Origin of the sequence: Uliginosibacterium flavum (assembly GCF_040566545.1) — a bacterium.
GTDB classification, from domain to species: domain Bacteria; phylum Pseudomonadota; class Gammaproteobacteria; order Burkholderiales; family Rhodocyclaceae; genus Uliginosibacterium; species Uliginosibacterium flavum.
Genome location: NZ_JBEWZI010000018.1, coordinates 1 through 17,778, shown reverse-complemented (window position 1 = coordinate 17,778; position 17,778 = coordinate 1). Strand labels below are relative to the sequence as shown.

The 17,778-nt window shown below is 60.5% G+C and carries 16 protein-coding genes; 8 read left to right on the top strand and 8 right to left on the bottom strand.

Annotation, left to right across the window (positions count from 1 at the left end; all coding sequences use genetic code 11):
* Positions 1-43 precede the first annotated feature (43 nt).
* Together ABXR19_RS15135 and ABXR19_RS15130 are read left to right on the top strand one after the other, a co-directional pair.
* Positions 44-673, top strand: coding sequence for a hypothetical protein (locus ABXR19_RS15135; protein ID WP_354601979.1), 630 nt, complete (start codon positions 44-46; stop codon positions 671-673).
* 82 nt (positions 674-755) lie between these two features.
* Positions 756-2,222, top strand: a complete 1,467-nt coding sequence (locus tag ABXR19_RS15130) for a CsgG/HfaB family protein (protein WP_354601978.1) — start codon at positions 756-758, stop codon at positions 2,220-2,222.
* A gap of 232 nt (positions 2,223-2,454) precedes the next feature.
* On the opposite strand, the gene ABXR19_RS15125 is transcribed toward ABXR19_RS15130, so the two are convergent.
* Both ABXR19_RS15125 and htpG read right to left on the bottom strand, forming a co-directional pair.
* Positions 2,455-2,610: a hypothetical protein gene (locus tag ABXR19_RS15125; protein WP_354601977.1), complete on the bottom strand. Its 156-nt coding sequence runs from the start codon at positions 2,608-2,610 to the stop codon at positions 2,455-2,457.
* A 344-nt stretch (positions 2,611-2,954) separates the two neighbouring features.
* Positions 2,955-4,874 (bottom strand): molecular chaperone HtpG, encoded by a 1,920-nt coding sequence (gene htpG, locus ABXR19_RS15120; RefSeq protein ID WP_354601976.1) that lies wholly within the window; start codon positions 4,872-4,874, stop codon positions 2,955-2,957.
* A gap of 121 nt (positions 4,875-4,995) precedes the next feature.
* Between htpG and ABXR19_RS15115 the strand changes: the two genes are divergently transcribed.
* Positions 4,996-6,771 (top strand): sensor histidine kinase, encoded by a 1,776-nt coding sequence (locus ABXR19_RS15115; protein WP_354601975.1) that lies wholly within the window; start codon positions 4,996-4,998, stop codon positions 6,769-6,771.
* Positions 6,772-7,075: 304 nt separating this feature from the next.
* Here ABXR19_RS15115 and greB read toward each other — a convergent pair whose 3' ends face one another.
* Entirely contained in the window at positions 7,076-7,624 is a 549-nt protein-coding gene (gene greB / locus ABXR19_RS15110) for a transcription elongation factor GreB (RefSeq protein ID WP_354601974.1), read from the bottom strand.
* 132 nt (positions 7,625-7,756) lie between these two features.
* Here greB and ABXR19_RS15105 point away from each other — a divergent pair, with 132 nt between their 5' ends.
* A complete protein-coding gene (locus tag ABXR19_RS15105; protein WP_354601973.1) occupies positions 7,757-8,836 on the top strand; it encodes a potassium channel family protein in 1,080 nt (359 codons plus the stop codon).
* 210 nt (positions 8,837-9,046) lie between these two features.
* Here the strand turns inward: ABXR19_RS15105 and ABXR19_RS15100 are convergent, their stop codons facing one another.
* Genes ABXR19_RS15100 through ABXR19_RS15085 form a run of 4 tightly spaced genes read right to left on the bottom strand, consistent with a single transcriptional unit; the run spans position 9,047 to position 12,779 of the window.
* Positions 9,047-10,456 carry a DNA recombination protein RmuC gene (locus tag ABXR19_RS15100; RefSeq protein ID WP_354601972.1) on the bottom strand — a complete coding sequence of 470 codons (1,410 nt, stop codon included), beginning with the start codon at positions 10,454-10,456 and terminating at the stop codon, positions 9,047-9,049.
* A gap of 1 nt (position 10,457) precedes the next feature.
* Positions 10,458-11,000 carry a YaeQ family protein gene (locus ABXR19_RS15095; RefSeq protein ID WP_354601971.1) on the bottom strand — a complete coding sequence of 181 codons (543 nt, stop codon included), beginning with the start codon at positions 10,998-11,000 and terminating at the stop codon, positions 10,458-10,460.
* A 10-nt stretch (positions 11,001-11,010) separates the two neighbouring features.
* The gene (locus ABXR19_RS15090; protein WP_354601970.1) at positions 11,011-11,244 is read right to left on the bottom strand and encodes a sulfurtransferase TusA family protein; all 234 of its coding nucleotides are present in this window, start codon (positions 11,242-11,244) and stop codon (positions 11,011-11,013) included.
* 29 nt (positions 11,245-11,273) lie between these two features.
* Positions 11,274-12,779: a beta-barrel assembly-enhancing protease gene (locus tag ABXR19_RS15085; RefSeq protein WP_354601969.1), complete on the bottom strand. Its 1,506-nt coding sequence runs from the start codon at positions 12,777-12,779 to the stop codon at positions 11,274-11,276.
* An 80-nt stretch (positions 12,780-12,859) separates the two neighbouring features.
* On the opposite strand from ABXR19_RS15085, the gene moaC reads away from it, so the two are divergent.
* Genes moaC through ABXR19_RS15070 form a run of 3 tightly spaced genes read left to right on the top strand, consistent with a single transcriptional unit; the run spans position 12,860 to position 15,329 of the window.
* Positions 12,860-13,339 (top strand): cyclic pyranopterin monophosphate synthase MoaC, encoded by a 480-nt coding sequence (gene moaC / locus ABXR19_RS15080; protein WP_354601968.1) that lies wholly within the window; start codon positions 12,860-12,862, stop codon positions 13,337-13,339.
* A complete protein-coding gene (locus ABXR19_RS15075) occupies positions 13,339-14,832 on the top strand; it encodes a CYTH and CHAD domain-containing protein (protein ID WP_354601967.1) in 1,494 nt (497 codons plus the stop codon). Before moaC ends, ABXR19_RS15075 begins: the two co-directional genes overlap by 1 nt.
* Positions 14,833-14,876: 44 nt before the next feature.
* Positions 14,877-15,329, top strand: a complete 453-nt coding sequence (locus tag ABXR19_RS15070) for a SixA phosphatase family protein (RefSeq protein ID WP_354601966.1) — start codon at positions 14,877-14,879, stop codon at positions 15,327-15,329.
* Between the two features lie 259 nt (positions 15,330-15,588).
* Here ABXR19_RS15070 and ABXR19_RS15065 read toward each other — a convergent pair whose 3' ends face one another.
* A complete protein-coding gene (locus ABXR19_RS15065) occupies positions 15,589-15,870 on the bottom strand; it encodes an EF-hand domain-containing protein (RefSeq protein ID WP_354601965.1) in 282 nt (93 codons plus the stop codon).
* Positions 15,871-16,418: 548 nt separating this feature from the next.
* Between ABXR19_RS15065 and ABXR19_RS15060 the strand changes: the two genes are divergently transcribed.
* A complete protein-coding gene (locus ABXR19_RS15060; protein ID WP_354601964.1) occupies positions 16,419-17,558 on the top strand; it encodes a type IV pilus twitching motility protein PilT in 1,140 nt (379 codons plus the stop codon).
* The last annotated feature ends 220 nt before the right edge of the window (positions 17,559-17,778 follow it).

Sequence of the window (17,778 nt, the reverse complement as noted above, 5' to 3'; positions counted from 1 at the left end):
ATTTTCCGAGCCGGTGATTAAACACTCCAACAAGGAAGACCAAATGAAGACGAAATTTCTGGCAGTGGTGATGGGCGTGACCTTGACAGCAGCTTCAGGCATGGCTTGTGCGCAATTCGGTGGACTGGGAAAAATAGCCGGTATCGGCGGTGATGCAGCTGGCGCGAGCGTGAGCTCTGATCAGATCGTCAATAAATATGTGGGCGGCGCCAAGAACGTGAACAAGGCTGACGTGAAAATGCTGCGTGCTGTGGGTCTCAAGGATGAGGCCGACAAGGCTGAACTGGCAGGCAAGAACCTGACCGAAGGAGCCACCAAGGACTCGTTGGAAGAAGCCAGCAAGACACAGACCGAGAGCAGCAAGGCCCTCGAAGCCAAGATGAAGGACAAAAAAGTCGAGATGGATGCCAAGAGCAAGCAGCAGTTCAGTGATGGCATGGGCGATCTGGCTCGCGGCATCATCCAGTACGTCGGCATGGGCGGCGACGCCAAAAACTTCAAGCCGAGCCCGACCTCCATCGGCGGCTCGACCAATTCGGCCCTGTTTGTCGTCAAGAGCCTGCCTGACTCGATCAAGGCACTGGGTGGCACACTGAAGAGTTCCATTGATTTTGCCAAGACCAACAACATTCCCGTTCCCAAGGAAGCCAACGACGCTACCAGCATGATCTAAGTGCAGGCGTAGCCATTCCGGACGGGGCAGCGACTACATGTGTCGGGCCCCGTTTTTCATTCCCGACTCAGGAAATCCCGACATGAAAACCCTGCTTCTGTCCGCACTGCTGATCGCCGCGCTCAGCGCATGCAACAACAAACCCCCCGCTGATCCAGCGCCTGCGGTCCCCACCCCGGTTACAGCCCCTCAGCCCCCGGCAACCGGACAGAACACACCCGATGTCGGCAAGGTCGAACATGTTTCGGTTACGGCCAAAGGCATGGGTATGATGCCCGGAGCTGCCGTCAATGACGCGCTGAAAACAGCCGTCATGCAGGTCAATGGCGTCAACGTTGATGCCAGCAGCGCCAACCTCAACGTGATTGCCAAGGCCACGGCCCAGATCGATGTTTACTCCGATCAGGGGCACGACAGCGCCAAAGCTACGGCCCAGCTGCAAGGTCAGGCTTTCGCCGAACAGATCATTACTCAATCCAGCGGACTGGTCTCGTCTTTCAAAGTCTTGAACGTCGTGCCGCCCGCAAAGGATGGCGGCACTTACGTGGTCGACATCGAAGCGAAAATCGCCAAGTTCAAGGCCCCGGCGGATGCCGGCAAGATCAAGATCGTGATCGCCCCGCTGCGCAGCAAGCAGGCCAGCTTCAATATCGGCGGCCGTAACGTGCCTGCCAGCGAAGTACTTGAGCCCCTACACCGCCAAATCGTCGACGCACTTGCACAAACCGGCCGCTTCACCGTGCTGGATCGTCAATTCGAAGGTGAGATTCAGGACGAGCTGGCAATGATCGGTTCGGGCCAAACAGTGAATACCGACATCGCCAAGCTCGGCCAAGCGCTCAGTGCCGATCTGATCTGGATCGGCGAGATCAACACCCTGGCCTACAACAAGCACGTGCGCCAACTACAAACCTCGGATCGCGATCTGGTCAGCTACTCCGGCGGCTGGTCTGTCTCGCAACGCATGATCAATGTCGCAACCCGCCAGATCCAGCAATCGAGCAGCCTGCAAGGTAGTGCCCCGTCAATCGGCCCCAGCACCATGGGCGCCGGCATTGATGGCAACAAGACCCTGGCGAACATGCAGGCCGACATCGTCAAGAAGGCCACCGAAGCGATCCTGCTGCGCAGCTTCCCGATCTCGATCATCGAACGCACCGGCAATCAGGTCGTCCTCAGTCAGGGCGGCGCCGCAATGGCGCCGAACAGCCGCTACCGCGTGTATCTGCTTGGCAAGGCGCTGAAAGATCCGCAAACCGGCCAGTCGCTGGGCAACATGGAATACGCCTGCTGCGAACTGGTGATCAACCGGGTCACGCCTACCGTTTCCTACGCCACCCTGGAAAACGTGCAGATCAAGCTCGACGACATCCAGGCCGGTGCGCTGCAAATTCGCGAATCGATGCTCGCCAGCGCCAGCAAGGCCGCCGACGACGCGGCAGCAACGATCGCCCCGGCCAGCCCGAAAGCTGCTCCGACCCGCTCAAGCAAGGCGGCTGCGGTGACCGAAGCGCCTGTCGCCAAGAGCAAGGCGAAAGACGACTGGTAACACCTGCCTCTCAAGAAACATAAACGCAAGTTACTGTTTTTATTAAGAACACCTATTCCACGACTTTGGTGGGATTGGGATGCTGAAGAGCCGCACCGCGCCTGCCTCTACAAGCAGGCATGCTGCACAGGAGAGCTGAATGCGGCTCTCCAGAGAGGTCAATAAAATAGAAAGGCCGCTGTTGAAGCGGCCTTTTCTCATGGCAGGGATCAGCCCATGCCGAAATGCCCACTCAATCCTTGACCTCAAACTCAGCCTCCATCAAACGGCCAACGCCAAACTGGAAACTATCTACGTGCGTCTCGTCCAGATACTCCTGTCGTTCAATCTCCGCATCGGCGCTGTAGCCATGATCGGAACTGATATCGAATGAGATGCTCTTGCTCATGATTTTCCCCTCTGCTCAACACGGATTGACCATCTGGACGCTGCACGGGCCGGGCGAACGGCTTGGTGCACAGCATGCAAGTTCTGCTCCAGGAATGCTGCACCGCAAAGAAGGAATTTTCCGAACCTTCCGGAAGCCAAGCGGGTCGTGGCTTTACGAAAAAATTTAAATAGCTCAGAGGCATTTCCGGAATGCGTTCGGGCGCAAACAAGAGGCGCGCACTGCATTGCAATGGGGCGCAAATGATCGCTGGCCGTGCATACGGCACACCGAGTACGGATTCTGAAAAGCCAAAGGCCGCTTACCGGCCTTTGGCTTTTGCAACAGACCTCTTTACTTCACGCTCATCGCGCCATATCCAGCATCAGCTGGTTCATGCGCTTGATGAAGGTTGATGGATCATCCAGAGTTCCGCCTTCAGCCAGCAAGGCCTGATCGAAGAGCACCGCAGCCCAATCGTCAAACTTCGTGTCCTCGGTCTTCAAACGCGTCAGCATCGGGTGGCCAGGATTGATTTCGAGGATTGGCGCTGCCGTCGGCATGTTCTGCCCAGCAGCCTTGAGCAAACGGGCCAGATTGGCGCCCATTTCGTGCTCATCGACCACCAGACACGCCGGGCTGTCGGTCAGGCGATGCGTCACGCGCACATCCTTGACGCGCTCACCCAGCGACGTCTTCAGCTTCTCCAGCAGCGGTTTGAACTCTTCAGCCTGTTCCTCAACCTTCTTCTTCTCTTCCTCATTTTCCAGCGCGCCCAGATCCAGACCGCCCTTGGCCACCGACACGACCTGCTTGCCGTCGAACTCGGTCAGCTGGCTGATTGCCCATTCATCCACGCGATCAGACAGCAGCAGTACTTCGATGCCCTTCTTGCGGAAAACTTCCAGATGCGGGCTGTTCTTGGCGGCGTTGAAGCTCTCGGCCGTCACGTAGTAAACCTTCTCCTGACCTTCCTTCATGCGGCTGATATAGTCCTTGAAGGAAGTGCTTTCTTCTGCCGAATCAAGGTGTGTCGAGGCAAAGCGCATCAGGCCGGCGAGCTTATCCTTATTCGCCATGTCTTCGCCCAGGCCTTCCTTGAGCACCCGACCGAACTCGCTCCAGAACGCCGCGTAGTCTTCCTTGCGGTTCTCGGCCAGATCTTCCAGCAGGCTCAGAATGCGCTTGGCACAGCCACCGCGAATGGTGTCGACGTCCTTGCTCTCCTGCAGGATTTCACGCGAGATATTCAGCGGCAGATCGGCCGAATCGACCACCCCGCGCACGAAGCGCAGGTAATGTGGCAGCAACTTCTCAGCGTCGTCCATGATGAAGACGCGACGCACGTAGAGCTTCAAGCCGTGATGCGGATTGCGATCCCACAGGTCAAACGGCGCGCGCTTCGGGATGTAAAGCAGCTGCGTATATTCCTGACGGCCTTCGACGCGGGCATGCGTCCACGCCATCGGATCTTCGAAGTCGTGCGAGACGTGCTTGTAGAACGCCTTGTACTCGTCGTCCGTAATGTCGTTCTTGCTGCGCGCCCACAGTGCATTGGCCTGATTGATGGTCTCGTCTTCGTCCTTGAAAACGTTCTCGGCCTTTTCCGCATCCCATTCTTCCTTCTGCATCAGGATGGGCTGGACGATATGGTCCGAATACTTGCGCAGGATCGAGCGCAGCTTGTAACCAGAGAGCAGGTCGTCTTCACCTTCGCGCAGATGCAGGATGATGTCCGTGCCGCGCAACGCCTTGGCGTAAGGCTCCACGCTGTATTCACCGGCTTCGTCACCGGCCATCGAGCATTCCCATTTCACGCCGGCTTCAGCAGCATCACCGGCACGACGCGTCAGCACAGTCACCTTGTCGGCAACGATGAATGCGGAATAGAAACCCACGCCGAACTGGCCAATCAGGCTCGCATCCTTCTGCTGATCGCCCGACAGGCGCGAGAAAAATTCCTTGGTACCCGACTTGGCGATGGTGCCAAGGTGGTTGATCGCCTCTTCACGGCTCATGCCGATGCCGTTGTCCGAAATCGTCAGCGTACGCGAGGCCTTATCGAAAGCCACGCGAATCTTCAGATCGGAATCGGTCTCGAACAAAGCGGCGTTATCCAGCGCTTCGAAACGCAGCTTGTCGCAAGCGTCTGATGCGTTTGAAACCAGCTCACGCAAGAAAATCTCGCGATTTGAATACAGCGAGTGAATCATCAGGTGAAGCAGTTGCTTCACTTCTGCCTGGAAGCCGCGTTTTTCCGCGGCGAATGCTGCCCGTTCAGTCATGCTTGGTATCCTCCGGTAAGGCTTTTGTTAACATTCCTCGATATTGAGGCGCTTGACGCAATTTCAAGCCCGCCCTCACACTGGATTGCCACACCCAATCACGCCAATACAGGTCCCGCTTTTGCACACCATCCAGTCCGATCCGGATCCACAGCGCGCAGCAGAGCCCCACCCGGCCCCCAGCGCGGCGATCAGCCGCTCGGGCCTGACCGTGATTGGCGTCTATCTGCTGATCATGGCACTCATCATCATCAGTGCCTGGACGCTAATCACACAGGACTGGGTGCGCCAGCAACGCATTCAGGAAATCGAGCTCACCAGCCTCGCCCGCGCCCAGAACGAACACGTCTCGCATACCTTCAACCAAGCCAACAGCGCCCTGAACGAGATGGCCGCCCTGCTTGCCTTCAGCACGGCCGACGCCCGCCAGCAAGTCAGGCGTCTGCACGAGCAAGCCACCGAACACATGCTGCGCACCCCGCAACTGCGCTTGTTCGCTGCCTACAATGCCGCAGGCGTGGAGCTGATCAGCGTGCGACAACGCGGCAGCGCCCGCAAGCTCAACTTGCCGCCGCCCTCTCTTGCCTACTGGCGCCAGAACTCGGATTCACGGACCTTCATTCATCCTCCCAGCGTTGACACCAGCGGCCACTGGTTCATTCCGATCGAACAAGGTGCACGCGATGCGCAAGGTCAAGTCCTCGGCAGCGTATTCACGCTCTTGGCGACTGAAGATTTCAGCGATTTTTTCCGTGAAACCCAACTCACGCCACAAGACCGCTTCAGCCTGCTCAGCCTCAACGGCCAGCTTCTGCTGCATTTTCCTGCTGAAGCCAACGATGCCCCGCCCGACTTTGCCAGTCTGCTCATCCAGGCGTCCCGTGATCGCAATGCAGTCAGCTTCGAAACGACTTACCAGTTTGGCGACAGCCGTCACATCGGCGTATTTCGCCTGCTCCGTGACCTGCCCCTGATCGCCGTCGTCTCGCGTCCCACCGATGTAGCCCGCGCCGGATTTCTCGCCATGAAGCAGCGCTTGGTATGGGGCGTCACCGCCCTGAGTATCCTGCTTGCCCTGCTCGCCTGGCGTATTCATGCTGACGCCCGACGACATGAACAAGCGCGTACCGTCCTCGGTCGACTCAATGCCAATCTGGAAGCCCGCGTCGGACGCCGCACAGCCGAACTGGAACAATCCAACCGCGAGCTGATCGCTTTCAGCTACTCCATCTCGCACGATCTGCGCGCCCCGCTGCGTGCCATCAACGGCTTCGCCCACGCATTAAAGGAAGACTACGGTGACAAATTCGACGCTCAGGGCCGCGACTATCTGGATCGCATTTACCGCGCCAGCGTGCGCATGGGCGAGTTGATCGACGAACTGCTGAGTCTGGCCAATGTCTCAAGAGCACCGCTGACCATCCGCAAGGTGGATCTATCCACCATGGCACAGGAAATCATCGACGACCTGCGCATCAGCAGCCCCGGGCGCGAAGTAATCTTTGATGCCCAGCCGGAGATGCATGCAGAAGGCGACGAAGCCCTGCTGCGCAATGCGCTCTCCAACCTGCTGCACAACGCCTGGAAATTCACCCGAGCCAAACGACCCGCCACGATCAGCCTCACTGCGCAGGAAGAAGGTGAGTTTCTGCGTTTCACCCTCTCCGACAACGGCATCGGCTTTGACATGGCCCACGCCAAACGCCTGTTCCAGCCCTTCCAGCAGCTACACGTCAATCAAGGGTTTGGCGGCACGGGCATCGGTCTCGCCTCCGTACGCCGCATTATAGAGCGCCACGGCGGCAGCATCTGGGCCGAAGCCAACACTGACGAAGGCGCGCGCTTCATCTTCCTGCTGCCGCTACGCGCCAAAGTAATCCGGCGCAGAAAGAAGTAATGCGCCTGCGCCTGCGGCGCAGTGCTGAGTGCTGAGTGCTGAGTGCTGAGTGCTGAGTGCTGAGTGCTGAGTGCTGAGTGCTGAGTGCGTAGGCAGGGTGTCCTGAGAGCCGCGCCGGTCAAGCCTCTTCAACACATATATCCGAAGATCCTCACCCGCATTACCTCTGCAACACACCAGCCAGAAGAAGCTTGCTGGATGAGGCTCTTCAAGCATGCCCACTCAGTCCTCAGCACTCATTGCTCAGCACTCATTGCTCAGCACTCTGCCGCAGGCAGCAAGCTCAGCACTCCGCCGCTAGCAGTCAGACATATCTGATCTCAAGAATATCCAGCTCGCGCATGCCGCCGGGACTGGCAAAGCGGATCGTATCGCCCTCACGCGCCTTGAGCAGCGCCTTGGCCAGCGGTGAAATCCAGCTGATCAAACCGTGACTGGCGTCCACTTCATCCACACCGACGATCTGGTAACTGAACTCCGCCCCCTCCTGATCGCAAACCGTGACAGTCGCGCCGAAGAACACCTGTTCAAGGTTCTCCTGCGCTTCGGGGTCAACAACCGTCGCAGACTCCAGACGCTTGATCAAAAAGCGGATGCGCCGGTCAATCTCGCGCAGGCGCCGCTTGCCGTAGATGTAATCGCCATTCTCGGAGCGGTCGCCATTTGACGCAGCCCAGGACACAACAGACACCACTTCTGGGCGATCAACGCGCAGCAGATGGTCGAGTTCCTCCTTCATGCGCACAAAACCACGCCGCGTGATGTAGTACTTGCTGCCCGGTGGCAGCGAGGGCGCCGCAGCGACGTCGTCTTCATCCTCGTCGTCACTCTCTTTGGTGAAAGCTTTATTCATGTTCGCAAGGATGCCACAGGCGCCCGCCCCATGGACAGCAGCCCGGGGCAATCCGGGCGGTTCAGCTGCAGACTGGCGCCCACAGGTCGCTATACTCATAATTCCCTTACTTCAAACCCGGAGATCGCCACGATGAAACACCGCTTCTGGCCGCTTGCCGGACGCAAACACCGCCGCAAGCGCAGCGTGCGCCCACCGGCACGTCACGGCCAATTGCCGCGCATCCTCAAACGCATTGTCTTCGCCGCCCTGCTTCTGCTGCTGCTGACCTTCGTCGGCACACTTGGATTTCTGGCAATTGGCGGGGCACAGACAAACATCTCCGACGCGCTGTATATGACCCTGATCACCGTCACCACGGTGGGCTATGGTGAAGTCGTGCCGCTGCCCGGCATCGGATCGCGCCTGTTTGCCGGCCTGATCGCCTTTGCCGGTTTCGGCGCAGTGACCTTTCTGTTCACCAGCCTGACCGTGTTTTTCCTCGAAAGTGATTTTGACTTCAGCCTGCGGAGGCGCCGCATGAACAAGAAAATCGATCGTCTGGAACATCACTTCATCGTCTGCGGTTACGGTCGCGTGGGCCAGAACGTGGGAAGCGAACTCAGTGCAACGGGTCGCCCCTTCGTGGCCATCGAACCGAACCTGCAGATGCTGCTGGAACAGGCCGAACGCGATCAGAATCTGGTCTGGCAAGCGGGCGACGCCACCGACGATGAAGAACTGGTTTCCGCCGGTATCGAGCGCGCGCAAGGCGTGTTTGCCGTCTCCAACGACGACGCCAAGAACATGATGATTGCGCTCACCGCCAAGCAGCTCAATCCGAAAATACGCGTGGTGGCGCGCTGCCACGAATTACGCAACGTTGAAAAGCTCAAGAAAGCCGGTGCCGATCACGTGGTGCTGCCGGATTTCACCGGCGGCATGCGCATCGTGACGATGATGGTGCGCCCGCATGTGCAGAGTTTTCTGGAGGAAATGCTGCGCTCCGAGCACAAGATCCGCATGGAAGAAATCACCGTACCGGCGCATTTCACGCCACGCCCGCTGAGCGATCTGCAACTGCGCAGCCCAGACTACATTCTGGTAGCCGTACGCATCGGCAAGGAATGGCAATTCAATCCACAGGAAGATTACGAACTCCATCCCGGTCACGTACTGGTCGCCATGGCTACGCCTGCCGGGCGACGCGAGTTCGAACAAGCGGTGGGCTGATCGCAAGTCGCAAGTCGCAAGTCGCAAGTCGCAAGTCGCAAGTCGCAAGTCGCAAGTCGCAAGTCGCAAGTCGCGGCAGCGATTATCGTTTTTATTGAGCCTGCTCGCAGAACCGCGCGGGGATTGCCTGTGCAGCAAGGATGGCTGAAGAGCCAATCCCCGCGCGGCTCTTCAAGCACACCCACTCTGCACTCCACCGCAGGCGGCAGCTCAGTCCTCCGCCGCAGGCAGTTCCGCCGTCAGCAAGCCACTGACCTCTTCCAGCTGCACCTTCTCGATCTTCTCGAAGTGGCCGGAAATCTTGCGGCTGGAGATGTGCACGTCCTGAGCGTCCTCGTGCGCCTGACGGATGTGATCGGCCAGCTTCTTCATGCGCACGTCGAACAGGCCGAAGTCCTTGGAGAGTTTGCCCAGCGCGTCCTTGATGACGTGAATCTGCTTGCGCGTTTCGACATCCTTGAGCACCGCGCGCGCGGTGTTCAGCACCGCCATCAGGGTGGTCGGCGAGACGATCCACACGCGCTTGTTCTGCGCGTAGCTGACCAGATCCGGATGGTAGGCGTGAATCTCGGCAAACACGGCTTCGGCCGGCACGAACATCACTGCGCCATCGGCGGTTTCGCCAGGCACGATGTATTTATTGGCAATCGCATCGACGTGGCGCTTGATGTCCTGCTTGAACACCGTCGCAGCGGCCTTGCGTTCAAGCTCGCCGAGGCTGGCATCGAACATGCGATGGTAATTTTCCAGCGGGAACTTGGAATCCACCGCCACGCGCCCGGTCGGCTCGGGCAGCTTCAACACGCAGTCGGCGCGCACGCCTGACGAGAGCTGGCACTGGAATTCGTAGGCATCCGGCGCCAGCGCGTTCTGCACCAGGGCTTCGAGCTGAACTTCACCGAAAGCGCCGCGCGCCTTCTTGTCGCCCAGCAGCTCCTGCAGACTGACCACATTCACCGCCAGATCGCCGATCTTCTTCTGCGCCTCGTCAATGGTGGCCAGACGCGCCACGACGCTCACGAAGGTCTCGTTGGTCTTGGCGAAGCCTTCATCCAGACGCACATTGACCACGCCGGCAATCGCATCGAGGCGTTCATTCATGGTGCGCGTCAAGGTTTCGGTGGTTTCGGCCTGCTGCAAGAAGGCCTTGCGCAAGCCCTCCTGCAATAGCTCGCGATCCGCCCGCGCAGCCTCGGCAAGCTTTTCCAGCGTCTGCGAAAGCATCTCGGTCTTGAGCTGCTCCTGACGCTGCAAGAGCGTCGTCGCCAGTTCGGTCAGGCGTGTGGCGGTGGCCGTGCCCTGCTCCGTAATCAAGACCTGCATGGCCAGATGCAGCGCCTGCATGGCTTCGCGCGTGGCACGCAACTCGGTATCCACCAGCGCCCGCTGGCGCTCGGCGCTCTCAAGCTGCGCCGTGGTCATGCGATCACCCAGCCGATCCAGCCCGACGGCCAGATCGTTGAGCATGGCGCGGTGGCCGCCCGCTTGCGCAGCTTCCATGCGCTGCAGCAGCACATCGGCCTGCGCTTGCTGAGCGCTGGCCTGCTGGCTCAGACGCAAGCCGAGCCACAGCACGACAACAATCAACAAGGCCAGGGCGATGAGAACCGCAATATCCATCTCAGCGCTCCACGGTCAGGCGCTGCGGCTCGATCTGCAAGGTGTCGCTATCGGCGGCGACCATCACGTGGCCATCCTGAATCGTGCATTGCAATTTCATGCCGCGCTCGGCGAGCTTGGCCATGTCGGCGCACTCCTGCGGCGAGACACGCCAGACTTGCAGCTTGTCCTGCTTGCCCAGCGCTTTCGAATTCGTCAGCCACCATTGATCGACGCCACGCCCGAAGGCATACACGGTGACCTTGTCAGCCTTGCCGCAGGCGCGGCGGATCAGGCGTTCATCGGGCTGACCCACTTCGATCCAGTGCTGGACGGAGCCGGTGAGGTCGCGATCCCACAGCGCAGGTTCATCGTCGGTGGAAATACCGCGGCCGAATTCGAGGGATTCCGAAGCGTTGAGGACGAAAGCAAGCAGGCGCACCATCATGCGCTCGTCGTTTTCGGAGGGGTGGCGGGCCAGAATCAGGTTGTGGTCCTGGTAGTAATGGCGGTCGAGATCGGCAATGCCGATCTCCGCCTTGAAGACGGTTGCGCGAAGTGCCAATGGGGTCGCCTTATTTACGACGTAGCAGGAACACGAGATCCTCGCCTTCGCCGGTACTGGAGCTGATCATCTCATGACCGGTCTGACGCGCGAACGCATCGAAATCCTTCACCGCACTCGGGTCGGTGGCCAGCACCTTGAGCACCTGACCGGACGCCATCCCTGCCAGGGCCTTCTTGGTGCGCAGGATGGGCAGCGGGCACTTCAGGCCGCGCACATCGAGCTCCGTATCGGAATATTCCATTCTCATGTCTCCCATTTTTTTTACGCGCCTCAGCGCTCCCTTTCCTTGATTTCAGCCTTCAGATAGCTGCGCAGTTCGCGCAGGCGGGCGTCAATCGATGCCTGCTCGATGTAGTCACCGCCCCCGCTGCGCTGGGCAAGTTCCAATTGATCAATCGCAGCCCCCAGATCGCCCTGCAGCATGTAAGCCTCACCCAGCGCCCGATGCGCCAGCGTAGTGCGGCCCAGCGCCGTATTGGCCTTGGCCTGCAAAAGGTAAAGCCGGTAATCCTGCCGGTTATAGCGCGACGGTCCATCCACTGCCTTGAGCGCATTTTCTGCCTGCCCCGCCGCCAGCCAGAATTCAGCCTCGCAGTATACGAGGGATTGACGTGCCGGGTATCTGGCAATTGCCGCATGGCAGATCTGTGCGGCCTCAGCGGGCAGGCCCTCGGCGGCGGCCAGGTCGGCGGCCAGCATCGATGGCATCGACGAATCGAGCTTGAGCGCTTGCAGGGCCGCCAGCGCCTTGCGCGCCTCGACAAACTGGTGATCCGCCAGATAAGCCTGAGTCAGCCCATACCAGCGCGAGGCCTGCTCGGCCTGAGTCTTGCCCGGACGCGCCGTGAAGCGCGCAATCGCCGTCTGCGCCCCGAATTGCTGGGCTTCGATCTTGGCGCGCACCAGCACGTAATCCACTGAATTGGGCTGCGGCTTCGCGCCGATCTGACGCACACGGCCACTGATATCCGAGATCCGGTCCTGCGTCAGCGGGTGCGTGCGCAGATAGGCCGGCGCATTGTTTTCAACCACCCGCGTGTGCTGATACATGCGCTCGAAGAAATCCGGCATGCCCTGCGGATCAAGCCCGCTGCCACTGAGGATCTGCAGGCCGACGCGGTCCGCCTCGCGTTCGTAATCACGCGAATAATTGAGCTGATTCTGGATCGCCGCCGCTTGCCCACCGGCCAGCACGGCGCCTGCCACGTTCGGATTACTGCGCCCGGCCAGCACGGCGACAAGGATCGAGGCCAGCAGCAAGGCCGTCGTATTGCCCTGACGCGAAAGCATGCGCGCCATGTGGTGTTGCTCGACATGGCCGATTTCATGCGCCAGCACGCCGGCCAATTCCGACTCGCCCTGCGAGGTGACGATCAGCCCGGTATGCACGCCGATCACTCCGCCCGGCATGGCAAAGGCATTGATCGTCGGATCGCGCAACACAAAGAACTGATAATCCTGATTCTGTGGCACGCCACCGGCGACCAGTTTCTTGCCCAGCCAGGCGAGATACTCCTCCACCTCTGGATCATTCAGATAAGTTGGCTCGCGAAAGCGCACTTCCCGCATGATCTCCTCGGCAATCCGCCTCTCCTGCGCGGGCGTCAGCGACGCCTGAGCCGGATCCCCCAGATCGGGCAATGGCGTCGACGATGGCGCGGGTAATTGCGCCGCAACCGATTGAATCAGCAACACGGGAATCAGCGCCCGCACCAGCCAGCGCCGCCATTGGGCCCAGCACAGCACACCGGGATTCATGAAATGAATTTTCTGCATCGGGCTATGATACTGCCCGCAAGGAATCGTTCAAACGTGCCGCGCATGTACAGGCCGCAAAATCAGGTAAAGCCACCGCCATGAATTCCTCCCTCACCCATTTCGACGCTCAAGGCCAGGCCCATATGGTCGATGTCAGCGCCAAAGCCGAAACCACCCGCCGGGCTATTGCCTGCGGGCGCATCCGCATGCTGCCGGCCACCCTGGCCATGATCCAGGCCGGCAACGCCAAAAAAGGCGACGTGCTGGGCATCGCGCGCATCGCCGCGATTCAGGGGAGCAAGCGCGCGGCCGATCTGATCCCGCTGTGCCACCCGATTGCCCTGACCCGCGTGGCCGTCGAATTCACGATTGACGCAGCCGCCAGCAGCATCGACTGCAGCGTCACCGCCGAAACCGTCGGCCGCACCGGCGTCGAAATGGAAGCCCTGACCGCCGCCAGCGTGGCCCTGCTGACCATCTATGACATGGCCAAGGCGGTGGATCGCGGCATGGTGATCGAATCCATCCGCCTGCTGGAAAAAGAAGGCGGCAAGTCCGGGCATTGGGTGGCTGAGTAATGGCTAACGAAATCGAACTCAAGCTGGCCTTCCCGCCTGCGGCCCGCGCTGCAATCCTGCGCCATCCTCTGCTGGCCAACGCCAAGCGCATCGGGCGGGCGCAAACCCTGATCAACACCTATTTCGACACGCCGGAGATGGCGCTCTCCGCCAGGCGCGTGGCGCTACGCACACGCAAGGCCGGCAAGCTGTGGCTGCAGACGGTCAAGTGTGCGGCCGAGTCGCTGGGCGGCTTGTCCTCGCGTCCGGAATGGGAGCAGGCCTTCAACGGCAGCTTCGACTTCTCGGCCATCGATGCGCCTGCGCCGCGCCGTCTGCTGGAAAAACATGCGCACAGGATCGTGCCGTTATTTACCACCAACTTCCGCCGCGAAACCCTGCTGCTGACGCCGCGCGAGGGCGTGCGCATTCAGGTAATGATCGACAGCGGCGAGATCAGCGCAAATGGCCGCGTGGAGCCGATCAGCGAACTGGAACTGGAGCTGGAAACCGGCTGCGCCGACGACTTGCTGGCGATTGCGAGCGAATTGGCCACCAGCCTGCCGCTGCTGCCCTACGACCCAAGCAAGGCCGCGCGCGGTTATGCGCTGTTTCGCAACGAGTCCATCAAGCCTGCCCGCCCAGCCGCGCCCCGCCTTGATCTGCAGGCAGCCCCTCTGCAAGCCTTTGTGGGCGCGGCTTTTCAGACCATCACCGCATGGGCCGCCAATCAGCACGCGGCCATTGAATCCGATGATCCTGAATTTGTTCATCAGCTGCGTCTGTCCCTGCGTCGCCTGCGCAGCCTGATCCGGCTGTTCACGCCGGTATTGCCGGCCGATTTCGTCAGTCACTGGCAGGCCGCGCTGGCCGCTGAAGCCAACAGTTTCGCCGAAGCCCGCGAACTGAGCGTGCTCTGCACAGAGGTGCTCGACGCCGCCAGCGAGGGCGACAGCGATCAGCGCCTGCCCGCCTTGCGCTCACGTGCCCAGAGCGCAGCTGCGGCCGCCACCGCAGCCGTCAAAGCGCGACTCGGCGCGGCCGGTGCGGGCGTTGTGCTGCTGTCGCTGAGTCGCGCCCTGCACGCACTGCCCACCCAAACGACTCAACCGGCGCTTGCTGATCTGGCCACGCAGGCGCTGCATGCCCAGCACAAACATGCCTGCCGCTGCTTCGCCAAAGCCAAAGCGGAGCGCAGCGCCGAAAATCTCCACGCGCTGCGGATTGCCCTGAAACGCCTGCGCCACGCCGCCGAAACCTTCGCCCCGATTTTCCCCGCCAAGGCACATGAGCGCGCACTGGCCGAACTGGGTTGCCGGCTGTCAGAACTGGGCCGTTTGCACGATCTGGCCGAAGCCCTGCCACGCCTTGCCGACTGGGCCAGCGAAGACCCGACACTGCGCGAGGCCGTCGCCTTCGTCGCCGGCTGGCATGCTGCAACAAGTCTGAAACTTCGCCGACGTATCCTGCCGCGCTGCGCCGAACTGCTGAAACAGAAACACTGGCGCGCATGAGCGTGCGCGAGACACCCCGACCGACCGAGCATCAGGAGAAGCACTTGGATCTATTGTTGTGGCGACACGCCGATGCCGCCGAAGGCAGCCCGGACCACACGCGCACCCTCACCCCGCGCGGCCTGAAACAATCCCAACGCATGGCCAGCTGGCTGGATCAGCACGCACCAGCCGATCTGCGCATCCTCGTCAGCCCCGCCACACGCACGCGCCAAACTGCCGAAGCCTGGGGCCACAGCTATGAAATCTGTCCGGCCGTAGGCCTGGATGCCACCCCGCAAACCCTGCTGGATGCGGCCGGCTGGCCCGATGCCGGCGGCGCTGTGCTGGTGGTCGGCCACCAGCCGACGCTGGGCGAAGTCGCCTCGATCCTGCTGCGCGACGAAAGCGGTGGGCTCTCCTTCAAAAAGGGCTCGCTATGGTGGTTCCAGCTGCGCGAGCGTGAAGGCGAACTGCAGACCGTACTCAAGACCGTGATCAATGCGGATCTGATTTAGAAATAGTGCTGAGGACTGAGTGCTGAGTAACACCCTCCGCACAGCCTCGCCGGTCTTGACTCTCCAGCCGGCCTGCCGCAAGAGCCAAACTGAACGCGCCTCTTCAGACCCCATACCACAGTGCGGCATCCAGACTTACGAAACGCAATGAAGCCCGGAATTCCATATGGAATTCCGGGCTTCGCTTTATTCAATTTTCAATGTGGCTGCAGCAGAACGCCGTCGCAAGCGGCACCACTACAAACACCGCGAGCAGTGCTTAACGACGCGGCGCTTCGCCTCCTTTGTTTGAGGCAAGGAACTCGGCCTCGGACAATCGGCCGTCGCGATCCTTGTCGGCAGCCTTCAGCAGATCGGCAAATTGCTGCATGGCCTCGGCCTCCTTCACATCGATATAGCCATCGCGATTGACGTCCAGGGCTTTGAAGTCAGCCTCCTTCAAGGCAAGCAGACTGGCAGCCAGGGCAGGGCCGGTCAGCAGGCACAGCGCCGAGGTGATGAGGACGGCGCGCGTGTTTTTGCGAAATTCTTGATTGGACATGGTGTTCTCCTTGCGTTTATTGAGGGAGCCCCGCAGTGAGTCGCGAGGTGCAACACCTATCGCAAGGCATGTGCCATCCAAAAATATTTATAAAAATCAACAGCTTGAAAAATAAAACGCGCAAACCGCTGTCGCTGACGAACGACAGCCCAAGTGCAGCCACCAAGCTGTTTCTGCAAAATCAGACACTTAGCCTGTCGCTACCGCACAACAGTGTCACGACAAGCCTTTCACACCCCTGCCCGCAGAGCCTCACGCAGCGGGCCTGTACAGGCAACCAACCTGCCAAGGCAAGCACAGCGGCCATCTCCAGCCACCCTGCCCGCGCAGGCAGGCCAGATGCGGCTTTGCAGACCACCAAAGAATGGCACGCAAACCCCTTTGACGGCGCCTCCTCCATTCGTCGCCCTCGCACACAAATCCCCCACAGCCCCCTTTGCCAGCGGCGCGGTCGCCTTATACTTGCGGCTCAGAAAAAGCGTGTCAGGCGTCGGCCCTAGTGGCCGGGTTCATCCTGACGCGCACACCAATTCGCCGGGGAAAACACCATGGATCAGCCGCAATACTCATTGATTGAAACGCTCTCAGCCATCGAATGTGGCGACTTTCCCAGCAACGGAACGCTGATCGAGCAGATCCTCAGCCTGCTCAGTTCCAACATCATCTTCAGCGACATCATCATTCACCAGAACAGCCCGCTGATGCTGCGCCAGCCCAAGCGCCTGGTCGCCGTGTCGGACATCCCGGTCACCGGACAGGAGCTGGAAGAATTCTTCGAGGTCATCGAACCCAATTGGGAAGAGCGCATCATGGATCGCGCCTTCGACCGCGCCAAGGATCTGTACAGCGCACGCATCCGCGTCAATTGCTTCACCTTCCACGGGCGCAAGCGTCTGGGCTGCGTGATCCGCCGTTTCCCGACCGAACCGCTGGCGCTGAGCCAGCTCGGTCTGCGCCAGAGCGGGCAGGATTTTGCCAAGCTCTCCAGCGGCCTCGTGCTGATTGTCGGCGACACCTGCCAGGGCAAATCCACCACGATCGCCTCCCTGCTCGACCAGATCAACAAGACCCGCGCCGGCCACATCATCACGATTGAAGACCCGGTCGAAACCCTCATCCCGCAGCGCAAGAGCATCATCACCCAGCGTGAAGTCGGCACCGATGGCGATGTGCAGAGCTATTATCTCGGCGCGCTGGACGCCCTGCGCGAGCGCCCGGACGTGATCCTGATCGGCGAAATCCGCGACGCCCAGACCGCGCAGGAAGCGCTGGCCCTGTCCGAAGCCGGCCCGCTGGTCTTCGCCACCCTGCACGCGCGCTCTACCGAGCTTGGCCTGCAGAAGATGTTGCGCCTGCTCGGCAACACTGAAGCGCAAGCCCAGACCCTGTCCAACGCGCTGCGCGGCGTCATCTGTCAGGCCCTGCTGCCCTCGACGGCTGGGGATTCCTATCACCTCGCCACCGAATGCCTGACCATGACCCCCGAGGCGGCGCAACTCATCAACACGCATAATTACGCCGGCATCCGCACCCTGATCGATCAGGAAACCCAGGATCCGACGTCCGGCACGCACAGCATGAACGACGACCTGAAGAAGCTCATCCAGCGTCGTCAGGTCAGCGTGGACGACGCCCGCCGCGCCAGCACCGATCCGCTGAACTTCGCCGACGTCACCCGCAGTAAGTAAGCATCTCCGACACGTTCCCGCCTCCAGCGCGGGAACGCAGCGCTTATCGATTGACGGCCGGGTAGAGTTTTTGCAAGCGCGGCTTCGACCGCTAATGCCCACGCTCATTCGCGGCTGAAGCCGCTCCTACCACACCGCCTGCTTTGCGACTTGCGACTTGCGACTTGCGACTTGCGACTTGCGACTTGCGACTTGCGACTTGCGACTTGCGACTTGCGAC